Origin of the sequence: Antarcticimicrobium sediminis (assembly GCF_004348975.1) — a bacterium.
Lineage (GTDB): Bacteria > Pseudomonadota > Alphaproteobacteria > Rhodobacterales > Rhodobacteraceae > Antarcticimicrobium > Antarcticimicrobium sediminis.
The window spans coordinates 72,485-90,077 of record NZ_SMFP01000002.1; the positions used below are offsets into that span (position 1 = coordinate 72,485).

At 64.9% G+C, this 17,593-nt stretch carries 19 protein-coding genes; 12 read left to right on the forward strand and 7 right to left on the reverse strand.

Going from position 1 to position 17,593, the window contains the following annotated elements; genetic code table 11:
• Window positions 1-24: 24 nt before the first annotated feature.
• The 6 genes from urtE to E1B25_RS03665 all read right to left on the reverse strand — a co-directional run bounded on the left by urtE (window position 25) and on the right by E1B25_RS03665 (window position 6,886).
• Window positions 25-720 (reverse strand): urea ABC transporter ATP-binding subunit UrtE, encoded by a 696-nt coding sequence (gene urtE, locus E1B25_RS03640; RefSeq protein ID WP_132827320.1) that lies wholly within the window; start codon window positions 718-720, stop codon window positions 25-27.
• A 1-nt stretch (window position 721) separates the two neighbouring features.
• Window positions 722-1,462: an urea ABC transporter ATP-binding protein UrtD gene (urtD, locus tag E1B25_RS03645; RefSeq protein ID WP_132827321.1), complete on the reverse strand. Its 741-nt coding sequence runs from the start codon at window positions 1,460-1,462 to the stop codon at window positions 722-724.
• A complete protein-coding gene (gene urtC / locus E1B25_RS03650; RefSeq protein WP_132827322.1) occupies window positions 1,459-2,721 on the reverse strand; it encodes an urea ABC transporter permease subunit UrtC in 1,263 nt (420 codons plus the stop codon). Before urtC ends, urtD begins: the two co-directional genes overlap by 4 nt.
• Window position 2,722: 1 nt before the next feature.
• Entirely contained in the window at window positions 2,723-4,687 is a 1,965-nt protein-coding gene (gene urtB, locus E1B25_RS03655; RefSeq protein WP_132827323.1) for an urea ABC transporter permease subunit UrtB, read from the reverse strand.
• A 60-nt stretch (window positions 4,688-4,747) separates the two neighbouring features.
• A complete protein-coding gene (gene urtA, locus E1B25_RS03660) occupies window positions 4,748-6,028 on the reverse strand; it encodes an urea ABC transporter substrate-binding protein (RefSeq protein ID WP_132827324.1) in 1,281 nt (426 codons plus the stop codon).
• Between the two features lie 366 nt (window positions 6,029-6,394).
• Complete coding sequence (locus E1B25_RS03665) at window positions 6,395-6,886, reverse strand: MarR family winged helix-turn-helix transcriptional regulator (protein WP_245510605.1); 492 nt, start codon at window positions 6,884-6,886, stop codon at window positions 6,395-6,397.
• A gap of 281 nt (window positions 6,887-7,167) precedes the next feature.
• On the opposite strand from E1B25_RS03665, the gene E1B25_RS03670 reads away from it, so the two are divergent.
• Genes E1B25_RS03670 through E1B25_RS03680 form a run of 3 tightly spaced genes read left to right on the forward strand, consistent with a single transcriptional unit; the run spans window position 7,168 to window position 9,016 of the window.
• On the forward strand, window positions 7,168-7,851 hold the full coding sequence (locus E1B25_RS03670) for an energy-coupling factor ABC transporter ATP-binding protein (RefSeq protein ID WP_132827705.1): 684 nt from the start codon (window positions 7,168-7,170) through the stop codon (window positions 7,849-7,851).
• On the forward strand, window positions 7,826-8,440 hold the full coding sequence (locus tag E1B25_RS03675; RefSeq protein ID WP_132827325.1) for an energy-coupling factor transporter transmembrane component T family protein: 615 nt from the start codon (window positions 7,826-7,828) through the stop codon (window positions 8,438-8,440). The genes E1B25_RS03670 and E1B25_RS03675 overlap by 26 nt, the downstream gene beginning before the upstream one ends.
• A gap of 30 nt (window positions 8,441-8,470) precedes the next feature.
• A complete protein-coding gene (locus tag E1B25_RS03680) occupies window positions 8,471-9,016 on the forward strand; it encodes a biotin transporter BioY (RefSeq protein ID WP_132827326.1) in 546 nt (181 codons plus the stop codon).
• Between the two features lie 63 nt (window positions 9,017-9,079).
• Here the strand turns inward: E1B25_RS03680 and E1B25_RS03685 are convergent, their stop codons facing one another.
• Window positions 9,080-10,387, reverse strand: a complete 1,308-nt coding sequence (locus E1B25_RS03685; protein ID WP_206338498.1) for a Glu/Leu/Phe/Val family dehydrogenase — start codon at window positions 10,385-10,387, stop codon at window positions 9,080-9,082.
• A 318-nt stretch (window positions 10,388-10,705) separates the two neighbouring features.
• On the opposite strand from E1B25_RS03685, the gene atpD reads away from it, so the two are divergent.
• Genes atpD through E1B25_RS03730 form a run of 9 tightly spaced genes read left to right on the forward strand, consistent with a single transcriptional unit; the run spans window position 10,706 to window position 17,513 of the window.
• A complete protein-coding gene (gene atpD / locus E1B25_RS03690; protein WP_132827327.1) occupies window positions 10,706-12,139 on the forward strand; it encodes a F0F1 ATP synthase subunit beta in 1,434 nt (477 codons plus the stop codon).
• Window positions 12,136-12,573 carry an ATPase gene (locus E1B25_RS03695; RefSeq protein WP_206338499.1) on the forward strand — a complete coding sequence of 146 codons (438 nt, stop codon included), beginning with the start codon at window positions 12,136-12,138 and terminating at the stop codon, window positions 12,571-12,573. Before atpD ends, E1B25_RS03695 begins: the two co-directional genes overlap by 4 nt.
• Window positions 12,570-12,989: an AtpZ/AtpI family protein gene (locus E1B25_RS03700; RefSeq protein WP_132827328.1), complete on the forward strand. Its 420-nt coding sequence runs from the start codon at window positions 12,570-12,572 to the stop codon at window positions 12,987-12,989. The genes E1B25_RS03695 and E1B25_RS03700 overlap by 4 nt, the downstream gene beginning before the upstream one ends.
• The gene (locus E1B25_RS03705) at window positions 12,979-13,263 is read left to right on the forward strand and encodes an N-ATPase subunit AtpR (protein WP_132827329.1); all 285 of its coding nucleotides are present in this window, start codon (window positions 12,979-12,981) and stop codon (window positions 13,261-13,263) included. The genes E1B25_RS03700 and E1B25_RS03705 overlap by 11 nt, the downstream gene beginning before the upstream one ends.
• Before the next feature lie 4 nt (window positions 13,264-13,267).
• Window positions 13,268-14,005 (forward strand): F0F1 ATP synthase subunit A, encoded by a 738-nt coding sequence (locus tag E1B25_RS03710; protein WP_132827330.1) that lies wholly within the window; start codon window positions 13,268-13,270, stop codon window positions 14,003-14,005.
• Between the two features lie 28 nt (window positions 14,006-14,033).
• A complete protein-coding gene (locus E1B25_RS03715) occupies window positions 14,034-14,327 on the forward strand; it encodes a F0F1 ATP synthase subunit C (RefSeq protein WP_132827331.1) in 294 nt (97 codons plus the stop codon).
• 3 nt (window positions 14,328-14,330) lie between these two features.
• Window positions 14,331-15,098 carry a F0F1 ATP synthase subunit delta gene (locus tag E1B25_RS03720; RefSeq protein ID WP_132827332.1) on the forward strand — a complete coding sequence of 256 codons (768 nt, stop codon included), beginning with the start codon at window positions 14,331-14,333 and terminating at the stop codon, window positions 15,096-15,098.
• A complete protein-coding gene (locus tag E1B25_RS03725) occupies window positions 15,095-16,609 on the forward strand; it encodes a F0F1 ATP synthase subunit alpha (protein ID WP_132827333.1) in 1,515 nt (504 codons plus the stop codon). Before E1B25_RS03720 ends, E1B25_RS03725 begins: the two co-directional genes overlap by 4 nt.
• On the forward strand, window positions 16,596-17,513 hold the full coding sequence (locus E1B25_RS03730; protein ID WP_132827334.1) for a F0F1 ATP synthase subunit gamma: 918 nt from the start codon (window positions 16,596-16,598) through the stop codon (window positions 17,511-17,513). The genes E1B25_RS03725 and E1B25_RS03730 overlap by 14 nt, the downstream gene beginning before the upstream one ends.
• The last annotated feature ends 80 nt before the right edge of the window (window positions 17,514-17,593 follow it).

Sequence of the window (17,593 nt, forward strand, 5' to 3'; positions counted from 1 at the left end):
TTGGAGAGCTAGGCATAAGCCGGATCAAACCGAGACGCTGGCCAACAGCGCCTCGCGCTCGATCCCGCCCTTGCGACCGCTCAGCTTTACCGCGCCGCGCTCGATCACATAAAAGCTGTCGCCAAGATCATAGGCAAAGCTGAAATACTGCTCGACCAGAACAATGGCCATGTCACCCTTGTCGCGCAGCCGCTCGATCACCCGGCCGATCTGCTGGATGATATTGGGCTGGATGCCCTCGGTTGGCTCGTCCAGCAGCAACAGCTTGGGCTTGGCCACCAGCGCCCGCGCGATGGCCAACTGCTGTTGCTGCCCCCCGGACAGGTCGCCGCCGCGCCGGTGCAGAAAATCCTTCAGGATCGGGAACAGCTCGAATATCTCGTCGGGGACGAAACGGTCGCCGCGTGGCAGGCAGGCAAAGCCGGTCTCCAGATTTTCGCGCACGCTCAGCAGCGGAAACACGTCACGCCCCTGCGGCACATATCCAATCCCTTTGCGGGCAAGCACCTGCGCCGGGGCCCGTCCCAGCGTCTCGCCATCCAGCACATAGCGCCCGGCCGAGCGCGGATGGGTGCCCGAGATCGCCTTCATCAGGCTGGTCTTGCCGACCCCGTTGGTGCCCATCACACAGGTCACCTCCCCGAGTTTCGCGCTCAGCTCGATTCCGTTCAGGATCTGACTGCCGCCATAATGCAGCGTCAGCCCCTCGATGTTCAGCATGTCAGCGCCCAAGATACACCTCGATGACCTGTTCGTTCTGTGTGACGTGATCCAGCGACCCTTCGGCCAGAACCGAGCCCTCGTGCAGCACCGTGACCTTGCAGTCCAGCCGTCGGACGAAATCCATGTCATGTTCAACCACGACGACGGCGCGGGTCTTGGCGGCCTGTTTCAACAGGTCGGTGGTGTGTTCGCGTTCCGCCAGCGTCATGCCTGCGGCGGGCTCATCCACCAGCAGCAGGCGCGGCTCCTGCGCCAGCAACATGCCGATCTCCAGCCATTGTTTCTGGCCGTGGCTCAGCTCGCCCGACTTGCGGTGCAGGGCGTCGGCCAGCCCGATTTCACCGGCCAGAGCCTCTACCCTTGCATGATCTGCGGCCTTGGGGCGAAACAGCAGGACGGCCAGCGGGTTGCGGTCTTTTTTCAGCGCCATCATCAGGTTGTCGGCGACGCTTTGATCCTCGAACACGGTGGGGCGCTGGAATTTGCGCCCGATACCCATCTGCGCGATCCGACTTTCCGACAGCGCCAGCAGCGACACGCTTTTCTCGCCATAGGTGACGCGCCCCTCGTTGGGACGGGTCTTGCCGGTGACAATATCCATGAAGGTGGTCTTGCCTGCGCCGTTCGGCCCGATCACCGCGCGCAATTCTCCCTCGGCGATCCGGAACGACAGATTGTTGATCGCCTTGAACCCGTCGAACGAGACCGAAACGCCAGAGACCTCAAGCAGCGTGGTCATTCATCCGCCTCCCTTTCCCGCAGCGCCCCGGCCCCGGGGCCAAGATCGGCACCGTGGCGGTTGGGGCTTTTGATCCGTGCCGCCAGATCGACCAGCCCGCCGATGCCCTTGGGCGCGAACAGCGTCACCGCGACAAAGGACAGCCCCAGCAGCACGGTCCACCAGTCGACCCATTGGATATGCAGCGATCCGATCTTCAGGTCGGGCGCTTGCCCGCCGGTGAACCAACTGGACAGCAGCGACACGAACGCCGCGCCTATCACCGCACCATACAGCCGTCCGCGCCCGCCGATGGCGACCCAGACCGCAAGATAGATCGAGGCAATTGGCGCCACCTCGGCCGGGTTGATGATGCCCGCCTGCGGGTAATACAGCGCCCCGGCGATCCCCGCGAGTATGGCGGTCAGGGTAAAGACCACCAGCTTGAACCCCTCGACCGGATAGCCCAGAAACCGCACCCGCGTCTCGTCATCCCGGATCGCCCGGATGACCGAACCGAACTTGCCCGACACCAGCCAGGCGCAGAACAGATACCCGGCCCCCAGCGCCAGCGCCGAGGCCCAGAAGAACCACAGCGAGACGGTGGATTGCGGCACAAGGTCCAGCCCCGGCAGGTTCTGCAACCCGGACAACCCGTTGTTGCCGCGCAGCCCGCTGTCGTTCTGGAACAGATACAGCGCCAGCGCCAGCGTCATCGCCTGCGTCAGGATCGACAGGTAGACCCCGGTCACCCGGCTGCGAAAGGCCAGCCAGCCGAACACCAGCGCCAGCAACCCCGGCGCCACGATCACGGCGGCCAGCTGCAACGGCAGCGAATGGGCAAACGCCCAGATCGGCGGGAAGTCCGAGGCCCCGACCACGCCAAAGATCTGGCTGGCGATCCCGTCCGAGATCTCTTGCGGGGTGGCGGGCAGCTCTGCCGTGGCGAGGCTGTCGACGATGATACGGCGGGTGCGCTCATACATCAGCCACATGCCGATGGCATAGCCGCCAAGTCCGAAAAACGCCATGTGCCCCAGTGACAGGATCCCGCAATAGCCCCAGACCAGATCCATCGCCAAGGCGACAAGGCAAAAGCACAGCGTCTTGCCCAGCGTCTTGATGAAACTGGTGGAGATCACGCCAAGACCGATCCCTTCGGACAACAGCGTGACGCCCAGCGTGAACAGTGCCAGCACGACAAGGAACACCAGCACCGAGGGGTGGCGCAGCACCAGCGGACGGCGGCGGGTGGGGGCAGAGAGGGTCAGATCGCTCATCTTACGCCTCCGCCGCACGGCCCTTGAGGGCGATGATCCCCCGGGGTCGGAATTGAATGAACAGGATCACGAACAGGATCATATAGGTCTGCGCCGCCAGCGTGTTCGAGGGGTTGAACCATTCGATCCCCTTCTGCAGCGAGCCGACCATCGCCGCGCCGACCAGCGCGCCCCAGATATTGCCAACCCCGCCGACAACCACGGTCATGAAGCTTTGCACGATGTAATCCTGCCCCATCTCCGAGGTGACCTTGGCATAAAGCCCGATGGCCACACCCGCGATCCCGGCGATGCCGGATCCAAGGCCGAAGGTCAGCATGTTGATCCGGTCCGGGTTGATCCCCATCGAGGCGGCCATGCGCGGGTTTTGCGTCACCGCGCGCACCTCCAGCCCCAGCCGGGTGCGGTTCATCACGAACAGGAACAGGGCCAGAAACACCAGCGCCAGCACGAAGATCGCGATCCGGATATAGCTGATCGAGACGATATCGTTCAGCACCAGTGACCCGTCCAGCCATGCGGGAGAGGTCAGCGGTCGCGCTTGGGTGCCAAAGATGTTCTTGGCGATCTGTTGCAACGCGATGGAAATGCCAAAGGTCGCCAGCAGCGTCTCCAGTGGCCGGTGACGCAGCCAGCGGATCACCAACCGCTCCATCGCCACCCCGGCAAGAAAGGTGACCGCAAAGGCGATCGGCAGGGCGGCAAGGATCGATACCGTGTAGTTCGGGATCACCTGCTGCACCACATAGCCGGTATAGGCCCCCATCATGATGAATTCGCCATGCGCCATGTTGATCACGCCCATCACGCCAAAGGTGATGGCCAGCCCGATGGCGGCAAGGAAATAGATCGAGGCAAGCGACAGCGCGTCCAGCACCAGATCGGCGGCGCGGTTCAGGTTGACCTTGGTCTCGATGGCGTCCAGCGCGCGGAGCGCGGCGCGGGCCACGATCGGCGGGGCACCGATGAAGCGTTCGTAAAACACATGCGCATCCAGCGCCGCACTGACCTCGGCCTCGGTCGCGACGGCAGCGACGGCTCCGGTCTCGGCCAGCTTGGCATAGGCGGCATCGCGGGCGTCTTCGCGATCCAGTTGCGCGACCTGATAGCCGCCGACGGCACCGTCGCGCAGGTGGGCGATCAGCGCCGCACGTTTTTCCGCGCGGCTCAGGACCGGCGCGACAAGCCCGTCCTCGACCAGCAGCGCATAGGCGGCCGCACGGGGCAGGGCATCGCTTCCCACGCTCAGAATGCGAGCGATATCATCGCCCTGCGGGGCGGCGGTGGCGACCTCGATCCGGGTGGCAACCAGCGGGTTGAGCGTGGCGCGCACATCCACCGCGGGGTCACCGGCAAAACTTTCGATGGCCTCGATCCGCGTGGCCGTGTCGGTATCGAACCGGATCGTCAGCAGCCGTTCCAGCCGCGCCTTGCGGGCCTTCAGCGCCGGGTCGCTTTCGTTGCCGACGGCATTGCGCAGCGCGAGAAGGTGCGAGGCGTCCGGGTCGCGTTCGATGGCGTCCAGCGCGGTGGCGCGGGTGACGGGATCAGGGGCGCTGAGTTGGAATTGCACCAGCGCCGCGCCGATCATGCCGCGAATGCCGGAGTTGGGCTTGAGCTGTTTATAACCCTCGTCCGGGACCGCGCCGATCTCGGTGCCATTGGCGGGATCAAAGATCCGCAGGGTGTCGCGGTCGATCTCTTCGGCAAAGACAAACAACCCGCTGGTTTCGTCGCGCCACATCTCTTTGGCCTGCCAGCGTTCCAGCACCTGTTGCGCGGCGGGCAACCCGCTGGCGGCCAGCGCATCAATGGCCGGGGCGATGGTCTTGCGCGAGCTTTTGGCGATGATCTCGCCATGGTGCTGCAACAACTGTTGAATCGGCGCGTCCGCTTCCTGTGCCAGCGCGGGCGCGCCCAGCAGGCAGAGCAGGCAAAAAAGAAATCGTTGAAAGATCTTGGTCATGCGTCACCCTTGCAAAAGCCGGGGGCGCACCTGCGCCCCCGGAAGGTTTCAGGTGTCACATCAGTAGTTCGACTTGATCTGCACGCAGGTCTTGGTCTCGGTGTTGTACATACCGCAGCCAAGATCTTTCCAATCCGAGATCAGAACCGCCGAGTCCGGCAAGAAGTCGGTCCAGGCATCGCCCGGCACTTCGCTGGTCTGGCTGACGATGTCGAACTGGCCATCGTCCTGAATCTCGCCGATCAGCACCGGTTTGGCCAAGTGGTGGTTCACGCCCATCACGGCGGTGCCGCCGGTCAGGTTCGGGAATTCCTGCCCCCACATCTTTTCTCGAACCGCATCCACATCGGTGGTACCAGCTTCGGTCGCAGCGTTCACCCACATGTTGAAGCCGATGTAATGGGCCTCCATCGGGTCGTTGGTGACGCGCTCTTCGCCCATCTTCGCCTTCCATGCGGCGATAAAGGCGTCGTTGGCCTCGGATTCGGCGGACTGGAAGTAGTTCCACGCCGCCAGATGGCCGACCAGGTTCGCGGTGTCGAGACCCGAAAGCTCTTCCTCACCGACCGAAAAGGCGATGACCGGGATGTCATCGGCGGAAATGCCAGCCGCGGCGAGTTCTTTGTAGAACCCCACATTGGCGTCGCCGTTGATGGTGCTGATCACACCGACCTTCTTGCCATCAGCCCCCAGCGCCACCACGTCGGCCACGATCTTGGACCAGTCGGAATGGCCGAACGGGGTGTAGTTGACAAAGATATCCTCGGCAGGGATGCCCTTGGACTTGAGATAGCTTTCCAGAATGTTGTTCGTGGTGCGCGGATAAACATAATCGGTGCCCAGCAGCGCGAATTTCTCGACCCCCAGTTCCTCAAGGAAATAATCGGTTGCCGGGATCGCCTGTTGGTTCGGCGCGGCGCCGGTATAAAACACGTTTTTCGAGCTTTCCTCGCCCTCGTATTGCACCGGATAGAACAGCAACCCGTTCAGCTCTTCGATCACCGGCAGCACCGATTTGCGCGATACCGAGGTCCAGTTGCCAAAGATCACATCGACATCATGCACGCTGATCAGCTCGCGCGCCTTTTCGGCAAACAGCGGCCAGTCCGAGGCCGGGTCGACCACGACGGTTTCGATCTGACAGCCCAGCAGGCCGCCTTTCGCGTTCTGTTCGTCCACCAGCATCAGCATGGTGTCTTTCAGCGTCGTCTCCGAAATCGCCATCGTCCCCGAAAGCGAGTGCAAAACCCCCACCTTGATCGGGCAATCCTGCGCAAGGGCCGGAAGGCCGGCTGCGATAAGGGCCGCTGTCGCAGTCGTCAAAAACAAGTTCCTGGTCATCAAAAATGTCCCCTCATTGTTGACGTGGGATCAATATTGCGTCGGCGCTTGATGCCGCGATAATGCCTTCCCACGCATACAGATCGCGACGCTGGGGATGCGATGCTTGACCGGCCGCATTACCCTGCGTCACATGCCAAAACGGTTTTCCCGCTGGCACATCTTGGTTGCACGGGCGCGCGCGTTTCGAGGAACAGGACTCGCACAGCTGGCCGCATTCTCCCTTGAATATGATGGATCTTTGATCGAAGTGGGGTGTTGCGCTTAATTTTCGTGCGCCATGTGGTCGCGAAACCGGCTTTCTGTGGCCATTTATCGCAGCCATTTCCGGCGAGATCGCCCCATAACAGGGCGATGCGCCGCAGATCACTGTGTTTCGGGAAGACTCATCGCGACGGTCTCAAGCAACTTCGATCCTTTGGCGATTTTCAGCGCCAGCCGGAAAAAGACGTCCCGCTCGTCGTCTTCAAGCGGGGCGAACATCTCGTCCTGACGCTCCACAATGGCGGCGCGCAGCTCGGCCAAAAGCACCGCGCCCTGATCGGTGGTAAAAAGCTGTTTCTCCCGCCCATCGGTTTGCGAGGGCTGGTGGCGCACCAACCCCCGCTCGACCAGTTGCGACACGGCCCGGCTGATCGTGTTTTGCGGGCGCGGGAACAACTGCGTGATTTCCTTGGCGCGAATGCCCGGGAACTGGTCGATACAGTACAACGTTGACCAGGCATGAACCGGAAGCCGATGCGTGTGTTCGATAAAGCGGTTGATGACTGCGGTGTTGCCCAGCACGATATAGCTCAGGATCATGAGAAAGCGCATGTCCGAGGCGAAAATCGTGTCGAGCTGGTTTTTTGTATCCATCACGGTTCAAAAAACCGCAGGAGGACGCTTTCGTCCAGCCCATATGCGGCTGTATGCCAAATTCTTTATGTATGTATCAGGCCTGCCCTCCCGCTTTTTTGCAGCGCAACGACGGCCAGCAGCGCAGACGTAGTGTAGACAAAGCGCGCAGGGATGGTGTTTATCCGCGCATGATCACGCAGCCCCATACCGCCGCCAAGGATGGCCCCCTCGACGGGGCCGCGACCAAGGCCGAGACCGCGACCTCGGCCGTTCTGACGCTGTGTGGCGTCGCGGTCGGGATGGAGGGGCGCGCGATTCTGCGCGACGTGACCCTGACCGCCCGCGACAAGCGGATCGGGATCGTGGGGCGCAATGGCTCGGGCAAGACCACGCTCGCGCGGGTGATGGCGGGGCTGATCGCGCCCGATGAGGGCCGGGTCGAGGTCTGCGGCGTTGATGTCCTCAAGGACCGGCGCGGCGCGCTGGGGGCCGTCGGCATCCTGTTCCAGAACCCCGATCACCAGATCATCTTTCCCACGGTCGAGGAAGAGATCGCCTTTGGCCTGACCCAGATGGGCCGCACCAAGGTTGAGGCGGCGGCAGCCACCCGCGCCATGCTGGAGCGGTTTGGCAAGGCGCATTGGGCGAGTGCCGCGACCCACAGCCTGTCGCAGGGGCAGAAACAGCTGGTCTGCCTGATGGCCGTTCTGGTGATGGAACCGGCCCTGATCGTGCTGGACGAGCCGTTCTCGGGCCTCGACATCGCCACCCGGATGCAACTCATGCGCTGTCTTGATGCGGTCGAGGCCAGCATCGCGCTGATCACCCATGACCCTGCGACGGTGCAGGGGTTCGACCGGGTGATCTGGCTTGAGGGCGGTGAGGTGATTGGCGACGGGACGCCCGATCAGGTGTTGGCACGGTTCGAGCGACAGATGCAGATATGGGGAGGACAGGATGATCTCTCTGACCTCACCGGTTGAAATCTGGTCGCACCGCTTGCCCGCCGGGCTCAAGCTGGCGGCTCTGTCGCTGGCCACCGTGCTGTTGTTTGCGACGGACAACCCGGCCCTTCTTGGCGGCGCTGTCGTGGCGGTGGCGGGGCTCTATGGCACGGGTGGGGTGGTGTTCTTTCGCCAAGGCCTGCGCAATCTGCGCGTTCTATGGCCGTTTCTGCTGCTGATCGCCCTGTGGCACGGGGCGACGGGCCAGATGGCGGCGGGGCTGGTCGTCGCGCTGCGGTTGCTGGCGGCGCTGGCGCTGGCGAATTTTGTGACCATGACGACACGCCTGTCCGATATGGTCGATGTGCTGACGGTGCTGTTGACGCCGTTTCGCCGGCTGGGTCTGTCGACCCGGGCGCTGGAACTGTCGATTGCGCTGGTGATCCGCTTTACCCCGACGATCGCGGACAAGGGCAAACTTTTGTCGCTGTCCTGGCGCGCCCGCTCGCCCCGGCGTCCGGGCTGGCGCATCGTGGTACCTATGGCCGCGCTGGCCATCGACGACGCGGAACATGTGGCCGAGGCCCTGCGCGCGCGCGGCGGGCTGGAACAGCCGCGCCGCCCCTGATTTTCAATCCAACCGAAGGACCCTGTACAAATGGAACGCAATATTACCCTGATCGCGCTGTTCGCGGCGCTGATCGCCGCGCTCGGGCTGATCCCGAAGCTGACGCTGGCCTTTGGCGTGCCGATCACGGCGCAGAGCATGGGCATCATGCTGTGTGGTACGGTGCTTGGCGCGCGGCGCGGGGCCTTGGCGGTGCTCTTGTTTCTGGCGCTGGTCGCGTTGGGCTTGCCGCTTCTTGCTGGCGGGCGCGGCGGGCTGGGGGCCTTTGCCGGTCCGGCTGTCGGGTTCCTGATTGGCTGGCCTGTTGCGGCCTTCGTCATCGGGTTCATCGTTGAACGTTGGCGCACGGGGCCGCTTGCGCTGGTGGCCTCGGTGGCCTCGGTGATCGGCGGGATCGGCGCGATGTATCTGTTCGGGGTGGTCGGCATGGCGATCCTGCTCGACAAGACGCTGATCGAGGCGCTGATGCTGGTGACCGTCTTCCTTCCCGGTGATGTGATCAAGGCGGTTCTGGCCGGGATGATCACCGCCGCGCTGGCCAGATCGCGCCCCTCCAGCGTGCTGTCGCGCAGCTGAGCACACATCAGGATCCGGGCGGGCGCGATGGTGCGCCCGCCCGGATAAATCACGTGCCTCAAATCAGGTGCCGCTGAAATAGGCCTGAGTGCCGCGCGCCTCGACCGAGTCGGCGATCCGGCGCAGCCCGTGGACATAGGCCGCCTCGCGCATCGAGATGTCCATGTCGTTGTGCAGCGCCCAGACCGCCTGCGTCTCGGTCGACATGGTGGTTTTCAGATGATCGCGCACCCGCGAGTTGTCCCAGTAAAAGCCCGAGCGGTTCTGCACCCATTCCAGATGCGACACGGTCACGCCGCCGGAATTGGCCAGAATGTCGGGCACGATGATATGCCCCGCCGCCGTCAGCGCGGCGTCGGCCTCGGGGGTGATCGGGCCGTTCGCCATCTCCAGGATGATCCGCGCCTTGATCCGGTCGCTGTTGGCAAGGGTGATCTGACGCTCCAACGCGGCGGGCACCAGCACATCGCAGTCAAGCTCCAACAACTCGGCGTTGCTGATCTCGCGGGTCTCGCCATGGCCCTTGGCGCCAAGAATGCCGCCGTTGTGCAGCTTGTGTTCCATCACCGCCAGCGGGTCGAGCCCGTCGGGATCATAGATCGCCCCACGGGAATCGCTGACCGCGACGATCCGGTAGCCATCCGCATGCAGCAGCTTGGCGCAGTGATAGCCGACATTGCCGAAGCCCTGAATCGCCACCGTCGCCTTGGCCGGGTCAAGGTTCAGCGAGGCTTCCAGATGACGCAGGGCGATATAGCCGCCGCGCGCCGTCGCATCGGTGCGCCCGACGGTGCCGCCAAAGGCAATCGGCTTGCCGGTGATCGCCATCGGCAGCGGCTCGCCGGTGATCGCGGCATATTCATCCGCCATCCAGGCTATAACGATGCCATTGGTGTACATATCCGGCGCCATGATATCCCGGTCCGGCCCGATGAAGGACGAAAACGCCTCGATATAGGCGCGGCTCAGCCGTTCCAGCTCGGTCGGGGACAGCTCTTTGGAATTGACGCAGACGCCGCCCTTGCCGCCGCCAAAGGGCAGGTTCGCCACCGCGCATTTGAACGTCATCCAGAACGCCAGTGTCTCGATCTCGTCCAGCGATACATTGGGGTGAAAGCGCACGCCGCCCTTGGTCGGGCCGCGCCGGTCGTTATAGCGGCAACGCCACGCCTTGAAGGCCCGGCGGCTGCCGTTGTCCATCCGGATCAGCAGGGTGACGGCCAGCGTTTCACGCGGGGATTTCAACTCTTCAAAGACATCGGGGTGGATCTTGAGCTGCTCGCAGGCCAGACGCAGGTTCTCGCGCGCCTTGTCCAGCATCGCGCCGTTTGTCGCCACCGCTGTCTGCGCGGCTGCCACTTCGGTTGTCATCGCTTGTTCCTCCTTGGTCTGAATTTCTCATCCTCACCCAAGGTGTTAAGCGACTCCGCCGCGCGGGTCCATTGCGCGCATTGTCCGGGTGTTGCTGTTCCCGGCAGGGGCGGGCGTGGCAGCACGCTGGCGATGCCGCTGTCCGTGGTTTCTGCACCGCGGCATTTCTGCATTGCGGCATGAAGGGTCTGGATTTCGGCCCCGATCCCTGATTGAGTTGGGCGTGATCTGGTGGCGTCCTCACGGCGGACGGACCGGCGCCTTCGGAAACAGGCGGCCTTTGGAAAGAGGCCGCCGTTGAACACAGGCGGAGCGTGCATGACCCAAGGCCTGCAACATATTGACCCGGCGCAAGAGGTTGACGCCCCTGCGGACCTTGTCGCGCGGGCGCGCATCATCCGCATCTCGGGCCAGATGATCGAATTGGCAATCGAGGGACCACCGCCGCGGGTGCAGGATCTGTTTGTCGGCGTCGATGACCCCTTGCTGCGGATCGAACTGGCCTCTTTCCCCTCGGAGGGGGTGGCTCGCGGGCTGATCCTGTCGGCCGGGCAACCGGTGAAGCTGGGCGCACGGCTGCACGGCACCGGCGGCGGGCTGCAAATGCCGGTCGGGCGCACGACACTGGGACGGATGCTCAACCTTTTTGGTGAGCCGGTCGATGGTGGCGCGCCGCTGGACGATGCGCCGCGCCGCTCGATCCGCAACGCGCCCCCGGCGCTGAAACGTCGCCGCACCCAGTCCGAGATCTTTGAAACCGGGATCAAGGCGATCGACCTGCTGTGCCCGATCGAGCGGGGCGGCAAGGCCGGGCTGTTCGGCGGCGCCGGGGTGGGCAAGACCGTGCTGATCGCCGAGATGATCTATAACATGTCGGGCTCTTATCAGGGGGTCAGCCTGTTCTGCGGCATCGGCGAACGCTCGCGCGAGGCCGAGGAGTTTCACCGCGAGATGGACGAGGCCGGGGTGCTCGAAAACACGGTGATGGTCTTTGGCCAGATGAACGAACGCCCCGCCGTGCGCTTTCGCGTCGGTCATGCGGCGATGTCGATTGCCGAACATTTCCGCGACGAGTTGAACACCGATGTCCTGGTCCTGATCGACAATATCTATCGCTTTGTTCAGGCCGGGGCCGAGGTGTCGGGGCTGCTCGGGCAATTGCCGTCGCGGGTGGGCTATCAGCCCTCGCTCGGCACCGAGATCGCCGAACTGGAAGAGCGGATCTGTTCCACCGCGTCCGGGGCGCTGACCTCGATTCAAGCGGTCTATGTGCCGGCGGATGATTTCACTGACCCGGCGGCGACCCATGTGTTCGGGCATCTGTCCTCCTCCATCGTGTTGTCGCGCAAACGGGCGGCGCAGGGGTTTTACCCGGCGGTCGATCCGCTCGACTCCGGTTCCAAGATGCTGACCCCCTTGGTCGCCTCGCCGCGCCACCTGAGCGTGGCGCGCGCGGTGCGCCGCACGCTGGCAGAGTATGAAAGCCTTAAGGACGTGATCGCCATGCTGGGGCTGGAACAGCTGTCGATCGAGGATCGTCGGACCGTCGCCATCGCGCGGCGGCTGGAACGGTTTATGAGCCAGCCGTTTCGCGCCACCGAACGCTTTACCACCGCCCGGGGACGGCGGGTTCCGTTGGAGGATACGCTTGAAGGCTGTGAACAGATCCTGTCGGGGGCGCTGAATGACCGCCCAGAACGGGCGTTCTACATGATCGGGACGATCGACGAGGCCATGGAGGCGGGGGCATGAGCAGCATCTCACCACCCGACCCGCAGCCCGATCCCAAGCTGTCCGACACGATGGTGTTGTTGGTGTACAGTCCGGGGGCCGAAGTGGTCAGAACCGTGGTGCGCAAACTTGCCACCGAGGGGGCGCAGGGAGCCTTCGTGCTGCTGCCGCGCCATATCGACATGGTGACGGCCCTGCTGCCGGGGGTGCTGTCTTATATCGACGCCGATGGGGGCGAACATTTCCTCGGCATCGACGCGGGCACCTTGGTCAAATGCGGAGCGGAGGTGCGCGTTGCCGTGCGCGGTGCCTTTGTCAGTGACGATCTGAGCCGCCTGCGGGACGAGGTGGCACGCCAGTTTCTGACGCTGGACGACAGTGAACGCGCAGCCCGCACCGCGCTGGCCCGGCTGGAGTCCGGGGCAATCCGCGGCATGGCGGAGTATGGGCGATGACCGGACCTGAGACTGGTCCGGACAAGGATCTTGTAGGGCACAAATCCGCTACGGGGGCGGCCCAAGAGGGCATCGAACAGACCATCGCCCGCAAGGCGCAACAACATGTCCGCGCGCGGCGCGAGGGGCGACATACGGTCTGGTTCGGGGTCGGCATGTTCGGCTTGGTGGGCTGGGCCGTCGCGGTGCCGACATTGGCCGGTGTGGCGCTGGGTCGCTGGCTCGACGCCCGCTTTGCCGATGGCCCCTCCTGGACCATCATGGGGCTGCTGGCGGGCGTCACGCTGGGCTCGCTCAATGCCTGGTGGTGGGTGCGCCGGACCGGGTTGGGGCAGGACAACATAACTGGCCCGAGTCGAGAGCCGAATCGGGAGCCGAGTCAGGAAAAGAGAAAGGACACCGGGGATGAGCTTTGATATCGCCATTGATCTTGCGCTGGGGGTGCTCACCGGCGCGGCGCTGGGGGCGCTGCATATAGCGTGGCTCTGGCGCGCCTCGGCGCGGCTGCGCCCGGATGGCTCCGGGGTGCTGGCACTGGTTGGCAGCGCGGTGCTGCGTCTGGCGGTGGTGCTGGCGGGGTTTGCCGGGCTGATGTCGATCGCAAGCCAGCCGACGCTGGCGCTGGTCGGTGCGCTTGCCGGGTTCGCGCTGATCCGTCTGGTTGCGGTGCGCCGGGCGCGGCGGGGCTAGGGCCATGCAGATCACACCAGACAGCCAGATCATCTTTACCCTGCCGCTGGGTCCGCTGGGCGAGTGGGGCGTCTCGGCCACCATCGTTTATACTTGGGTCGTGATGGCGGTGCTGGTGATCGGCGGCCGCATCGCCACTTTGGGCATCCTGTCTTCGGCTGCGACGATCGAACCGACATCGCGCTGGCGCATCGGGATCGAGACGGTGATCGAGATGATCCGCGACCAGATCCGCGAGATCGGCGGCGGCGATCCGGGCCGTTATCTGCCGTTCATCGGCACGCTGTTCCTGTTCACGCTGGTGTCCAACCTGATGGGGGTGATCCCCGGCTTCATGTCGCCAACCGGGTCGCTGTCCACCACCGTGGCGCTGGCGCTTTGCGTGCTGGTGGCGGTGCCGATCTATGGTATCGCCGAAGACGGGCTGCTGGGCTATCTGCGCCACTATTTCGAACCGACGCCGCTGATGGCACCCTTCAATATCATCGGAGAGCTGTCGCGCACCATTGCGCTGGCCGTGCGGCTCTATGGCAACGTGATGAGCGGGACAGTCGTCGTCGCCGTTCTGCTGGCGGTGGTGCCGTTCTTTTTCCCGGTCTTGTTGCAGCTTTTGGGGCTGCTGACCGGGGTCGTGCAGGCCTATATCATCGCGGTGCTGGCGATGGTCTATATCGCCTCGGCCAGCGGCGATGAGCCGGGCGCGGCCGAAAACCAGATCAAAAACAAGGAAACCGGCGCCTGAGGCGCCTGAACGCGAAAGGACAGATCGTATGGATGCGCTGACCCTGATTGCTACCGTTTCGATCATCACCGCCGGGCTGACCATTGCCATCGGCTCGATTGGCCCCGCCTTGGGCGAGGCGCGCGCCGCGGCGCAGGCGCTACAAGCCATCGCGCAGCAGCCGGACGAGGCCAATACCATCACCCGCACGCTGTTCGTCAGCCTCGCCATGATCGAATCGACCGCCATCTATTGTTTCGTGGTGGCGATGATCCTGCTGTTCGCCAATCCGTTCTGGACCTGGGCGATCGCGGCGGCGGCAGCCCCGGGTACGGGGGGCTGATCGGTGCAGATCGATTGGCTCACGGTCGCGGCCCAGATCGTGAACTTTCTGCTGTTGGTGCTGCTGTTGCGCTGGGCGCTGTATCGCCCGCTGCGCCGGGCACTGACCGCGCGACAAGAGGCGGTGACAGAGCGTCTGCGGCAGGCCGAGACCGCCCGCGCCAAGGCCGAGGCCGCTGCCACCGCACATACTGACGCGCTGCGGACCTTGGAGCAGGAGCGTGCCGCGCGCCTGCAAAGCGCCGAGCAGGAGGGCGAAGCGAAACGCGCCGAATTGATCGCCGCCGCCAAGGATGAGCTTGCCGCGCGCCGGGCTGCTTGGCAGGCGCAACTGGTGGATGAAAAGGCCGATTTTCTGGACCGGCTGCGCCACCGCGCCGGGGAAAGCTTTGTCGGCATGGCCCGCAGCATTCTGGCCGAGATGGCCGATCAGGATCTGGTCGACCGGATGGCGATGACCTTTGCCCACCGCCTGTCCGGGCTCGGGACCGAGGATCGCGCGCTGTTGCATGTCGCCGCTACTGCTGGAAATCGGCCGGAAATCCTGTCGTCGCTGCCACTGTCAGACGCGGCCCGGGGCCAGATCACGGCGGCGCTCAGCGCGCTGTTGGGGGCGGCGGCCGAGCCGGTCTTTACCGAGGACGGCGATCTCGCCTGTGGCTTGGTTTTGCAGCTTGGCTCGCAACGGGTGGGCTGGACCATTGCCGAACATCTGGACCGCTTTGCGCAGGAGGTGGCGCAACAGCTCGATACCCCGGAGGCGGCGGGATGAGCCTTAAGGATCTCGCCGATAGCCTGTTTGACCGGATCGACCATGAGGCCGCGCGCCCGGTCGATCTGACCCGGCATGAGCGCGGCCATGTGCAGCGCGTGCTGCATGGGGTGGTCGAGGTCGCCGGGTTCCACGAGGCGCTGTCGGACGAGGTGATCACCTTTGACGGCGGCGCCAGTGGTCTTGCGCTGGATCTGGTGCCGGGGCGGGCCGGTGTCGTTCTGCTGCGCGACCCGCTGGGGCTGCGCCCGGGACAGGGGGCACGGCGCACCGGGCGGGTGGCCTCGGTCCCGGTGGGCGAGGCGCTTTTGGGCCGGGTGGTGGACCCGCTTGGCGTCCCGCTTGACGATGGGCCGGCGCTAAGCTCGGCCCGGCTGTCTCCGATCGAGGTGCCCGCACCGCCGATCATGGACCGCGCGCCGGTGATCCGGCCGCTGCAGACCGGGATCAAGGCGGTGGATGCCTTGGTGCCGATCGGGCGCGGCCAGCGCGAGTTGATCGTGGGGGATCGTCAGACCGGCAAGACGGCGGTGGCGATTGATACCATTCTCAATCAGGTCGGCAGCGGCGTGATCTCGGTCTATTGCGCCATCGGGCAGCGCGGCGATGCCACGGCGCGGGTGATCGCGCGGCTGCGCAAGGCGGGGGCGATGGACAATTGCGTCGTCGTGGTGGCGGGCGGGGAAGAGCCCGCCGGGCTGCAATATATCGCCCCCTATGCCGCCACCAGTATCGCCGAAAGCTTCATGCGCGCGGGCCGCGACGTGCTGATCGTCTATGATGACCTGACACGTCACGCCCGCGCCTATCGCGAATTGTCGCTGCTGCTGCGCCGTCCCCCGGGGCGCGAGGCCTATCCGGGCGACATCTTTTACCTGCATTCGCGTCTGTTGGAGCGCGCGACGCAATTGTGCGACGCGGCCGGTGGTGGCTCGCTCACCGCCTTGCCGATCATCGAGACGCAGGCACAGAATCTGGCGGCCTATATCCCCACCAACCTGATTTCGATCACCGACGGGCAGGTCTATCTGTCGCCCGATCTGGCGCGGCGTGGCCAGATGCCGGCGGTGGATGTGGGCCGCTCGGTCTCGCGGGTGGGGGGCAAGGCGCAGCTTGCCGCCTTTCGCGCCGTGGCCGGGCCGCTGAAGTTGGCCTATGCCCAGTTCGAAGAGCTGGAATCCTTTGCCCGGTTCGGTGCCAAGCTGGACGAGGACACCCGCGCCCAGCTTGCCCGTGGCCGTGCGGTGCGCGAGGCGCTGAAACAGGACGAGGGCGCGCCAATCCCGGTGGCACAACAGATCGCCCTGCTTCTGGCGGTGTCCGAGGGGCTGCTCGACGGTGTCGCGCTGGCGCAGTTCGGTCCGGTCGCCAATGTGGTGATGACGGCGGTCGCGGATCTGCCCGCAGCGCAAGAGATCGCCCGGGGGCTGCCGCTGGAAGGAGACCGGCGCGCGGTGATTCTGGTGGCGATCCGCGCGGCGCTCGACGAGGTGCGCGATGGACACGCTTGAGGATCTTGGCCGCCACATCGAGGTGGCGAGCGAGATGCAATCGGTGGTGCGCACGATGAAGGCGATCTCGGCCGTCGGCATCCGCAGCCACGAGGCCGCCGAGCGGGCGATGGGGCAGTATCTGGAAACCGTCGAGATGGGGCTTCAGGTGGCACTGCGCGCGCTGCCGCAGGAGGCGGGGCTGGTATTGCCTTCAAAGGACGGCGCGGGCGGCATCGGTGTCGTCGTGATCGGCTCAGAGATCGGGCTGTGCGGGGGCTTCAATGAACGGCTGGTCAGCTTTGCGCTGGACCGGCTTTCCGCCGCCGGGATCGGGGCCGACAGGCGCCGGGTGCTGGTGATCGGCACTCGCGCGGATGCCAGTTGGCAGCTGGCCGCCGAGCCGCCCGCCTATATGCAGGAGGCCCCGGCCACGGTCGAGGCGCTGGCTGGCACCGTGGGCAGCGTGCTGACCCGGCTTGACCAGTGGCTTGCGCAGGAGGGGGTGACGCGTCTCATGCTGTTTCAGCAGCGCATGGGCGGGCCTGAGGGCAGCGCGCCGGTCGAGGTGACGCTGTTCCCGATTGATCCCGGTTGGCTGGCCGAACTTCGGGAACGGCGCTGGCCGTCGCGGCGTCTGCCGGTCTGTTTCGGTCCGACCCCGGCGGCGATGCGCAGCCTTGTGCAGCAATTGCTGTTTGCCCGTGTCTTTTCCGCGATCGTCCAGTCGCGCGCCGCCGAACACGCCGAACGCCTGACCGCCATGCAGGCGGCCGAGCGCAGCATCGGTGACAAGCTCGATGAGCTGCGCAAGACCCATCAGATGCTGCGCCAGCAGGTGATCACCGCCGAGCTTCTGGACATCATCGGCGGCTTTGAGGCGGCCGAGAAACAGCCCGGCGACATGCGCCCCTCCGAAGGCTGAGCCGGGCACAGGCGCCGCGATCCCGTCGCGCGATACCCTGCGTCCCGGCGAGGCCAGTTTGCTCCTTTGCCCCCTGATCA

Coding starts and splice junctions, on each gene's coding strand:
- atpD (WP_132827327.1), top strand. CDS start 10,706: ATGACCCAAGGCCTGCAACATATTGACCCGGCGCAAGAGGTTGACGCC.
- E1B25_RS03685 (WP_206338498.1), bottom strand. CDS start 10,387: ATGACAACCGAAGTGGCAGCCGCGCAGACAGCGGTGGCGACAAACGGC.
- E1B25_RS03670 (WP_132827705.1), top strand. CDS start 7,168: ATGGAGGGGCGCGCGATTCTGCGCGACGTGACCCTGACCGCCCGCGAC.
- E1B25_RS03675 (WP_132827325.1), top strand. CDS start 7,826: ATGATCTCTCTGACCTCACCGGTTGAAATCTGGTCGCACCGCTTGCCC.
- urtD (WP_132827321.1), bottom strand. CDS start 1,462: ATGACCACGCTGCTTGAGGTCTCTGGCGTTTCGGTCTCGTTCGACGGG.
- E1B25_RS03705 (WP_132827329.1), top strand. CDS start 12,979: ATGAGCTTTGATATCGCCATTGATCTTGCGCTGGGGGTGCTCACCGGC.
- E1B25_RS03730 (WP_132827334.1), top strand. CDS start 16,596: ATGGACACGCTTGAGGATCTTGGCCGCCACATCGAGGTGGCGAGCGAG.
- E1B25_RS03710 (WP_132827330.1), top strand. CDS start 13,268: ATGCAGATCACACCAGACAGCCAGATCATCTTTACCCTGCCGCTGGGT.
- E1B25_RS03680 (WP_132827326.1), top strand. CDS start 8,471: ATGGAACGCAATATTACCCTGATCGCGCTGTTCGCGGCGCTGATCGCC.
- urtE (WP_132827320.1), bottom strand. CDS start 720: ATGCTGAACATCGAGGGGCTGACGCTGCATTATGGCGGCAGTCAGATC.
- E1B25_RS03700 (WP_132827328.1), top strand. CDS start 12,570: ATGACCGGACCTGAGACTGGTCCGGACAAGGATCTTGTAGGGCACAAA.
- urtB (WP_132827323.1), bottom strand. CDS start 4,687: ATGACCAAGATCTTTCAACGATTTCTTTTTTGCCTGCTCTGCCTGCTG.
- E1B25_RS03715 (WP_132827331.1), top strand. CDS start 14,034: ATGGATGCGCTGACCCTGATTGCTACCGTTTCGATCATCACCGCCGGG.
- E1B25_RS03665 (WP_245510605.1), bottom strand. CDS start 6,886: ATGGATACAAAAAACCAGCTCGACACGATTTTCGCCTCGGACATGCGC.
- urtC (WP_132827322.1), bottom strand. CDS start 2,721: ATGAGCGATCTGACCCTCTCTGCCCCCACCCGCCGCCGTCCGCTGGTG.
- E1B25_RS03725 (WP_132827333.1), top strand. CDS start 15,095: ATGAGCCTTAAGGATCTCGCCGATAGCCTGTTTGACCGGATCGACCAT.
- E1B25_RS03695 (WP_206338499.1), top strand. CDS start 12,136: ATGAGCAGCATCTCACCACCCGACCCGCAGCCCGATCCCAAGCTGTCC.
- urtA (WP_132827324.1), bottom strand. CDS start 6,028: ATGACCAGGAACTTGTTTTTGACGACTGCGACAGCGGCCCTTATCGCA.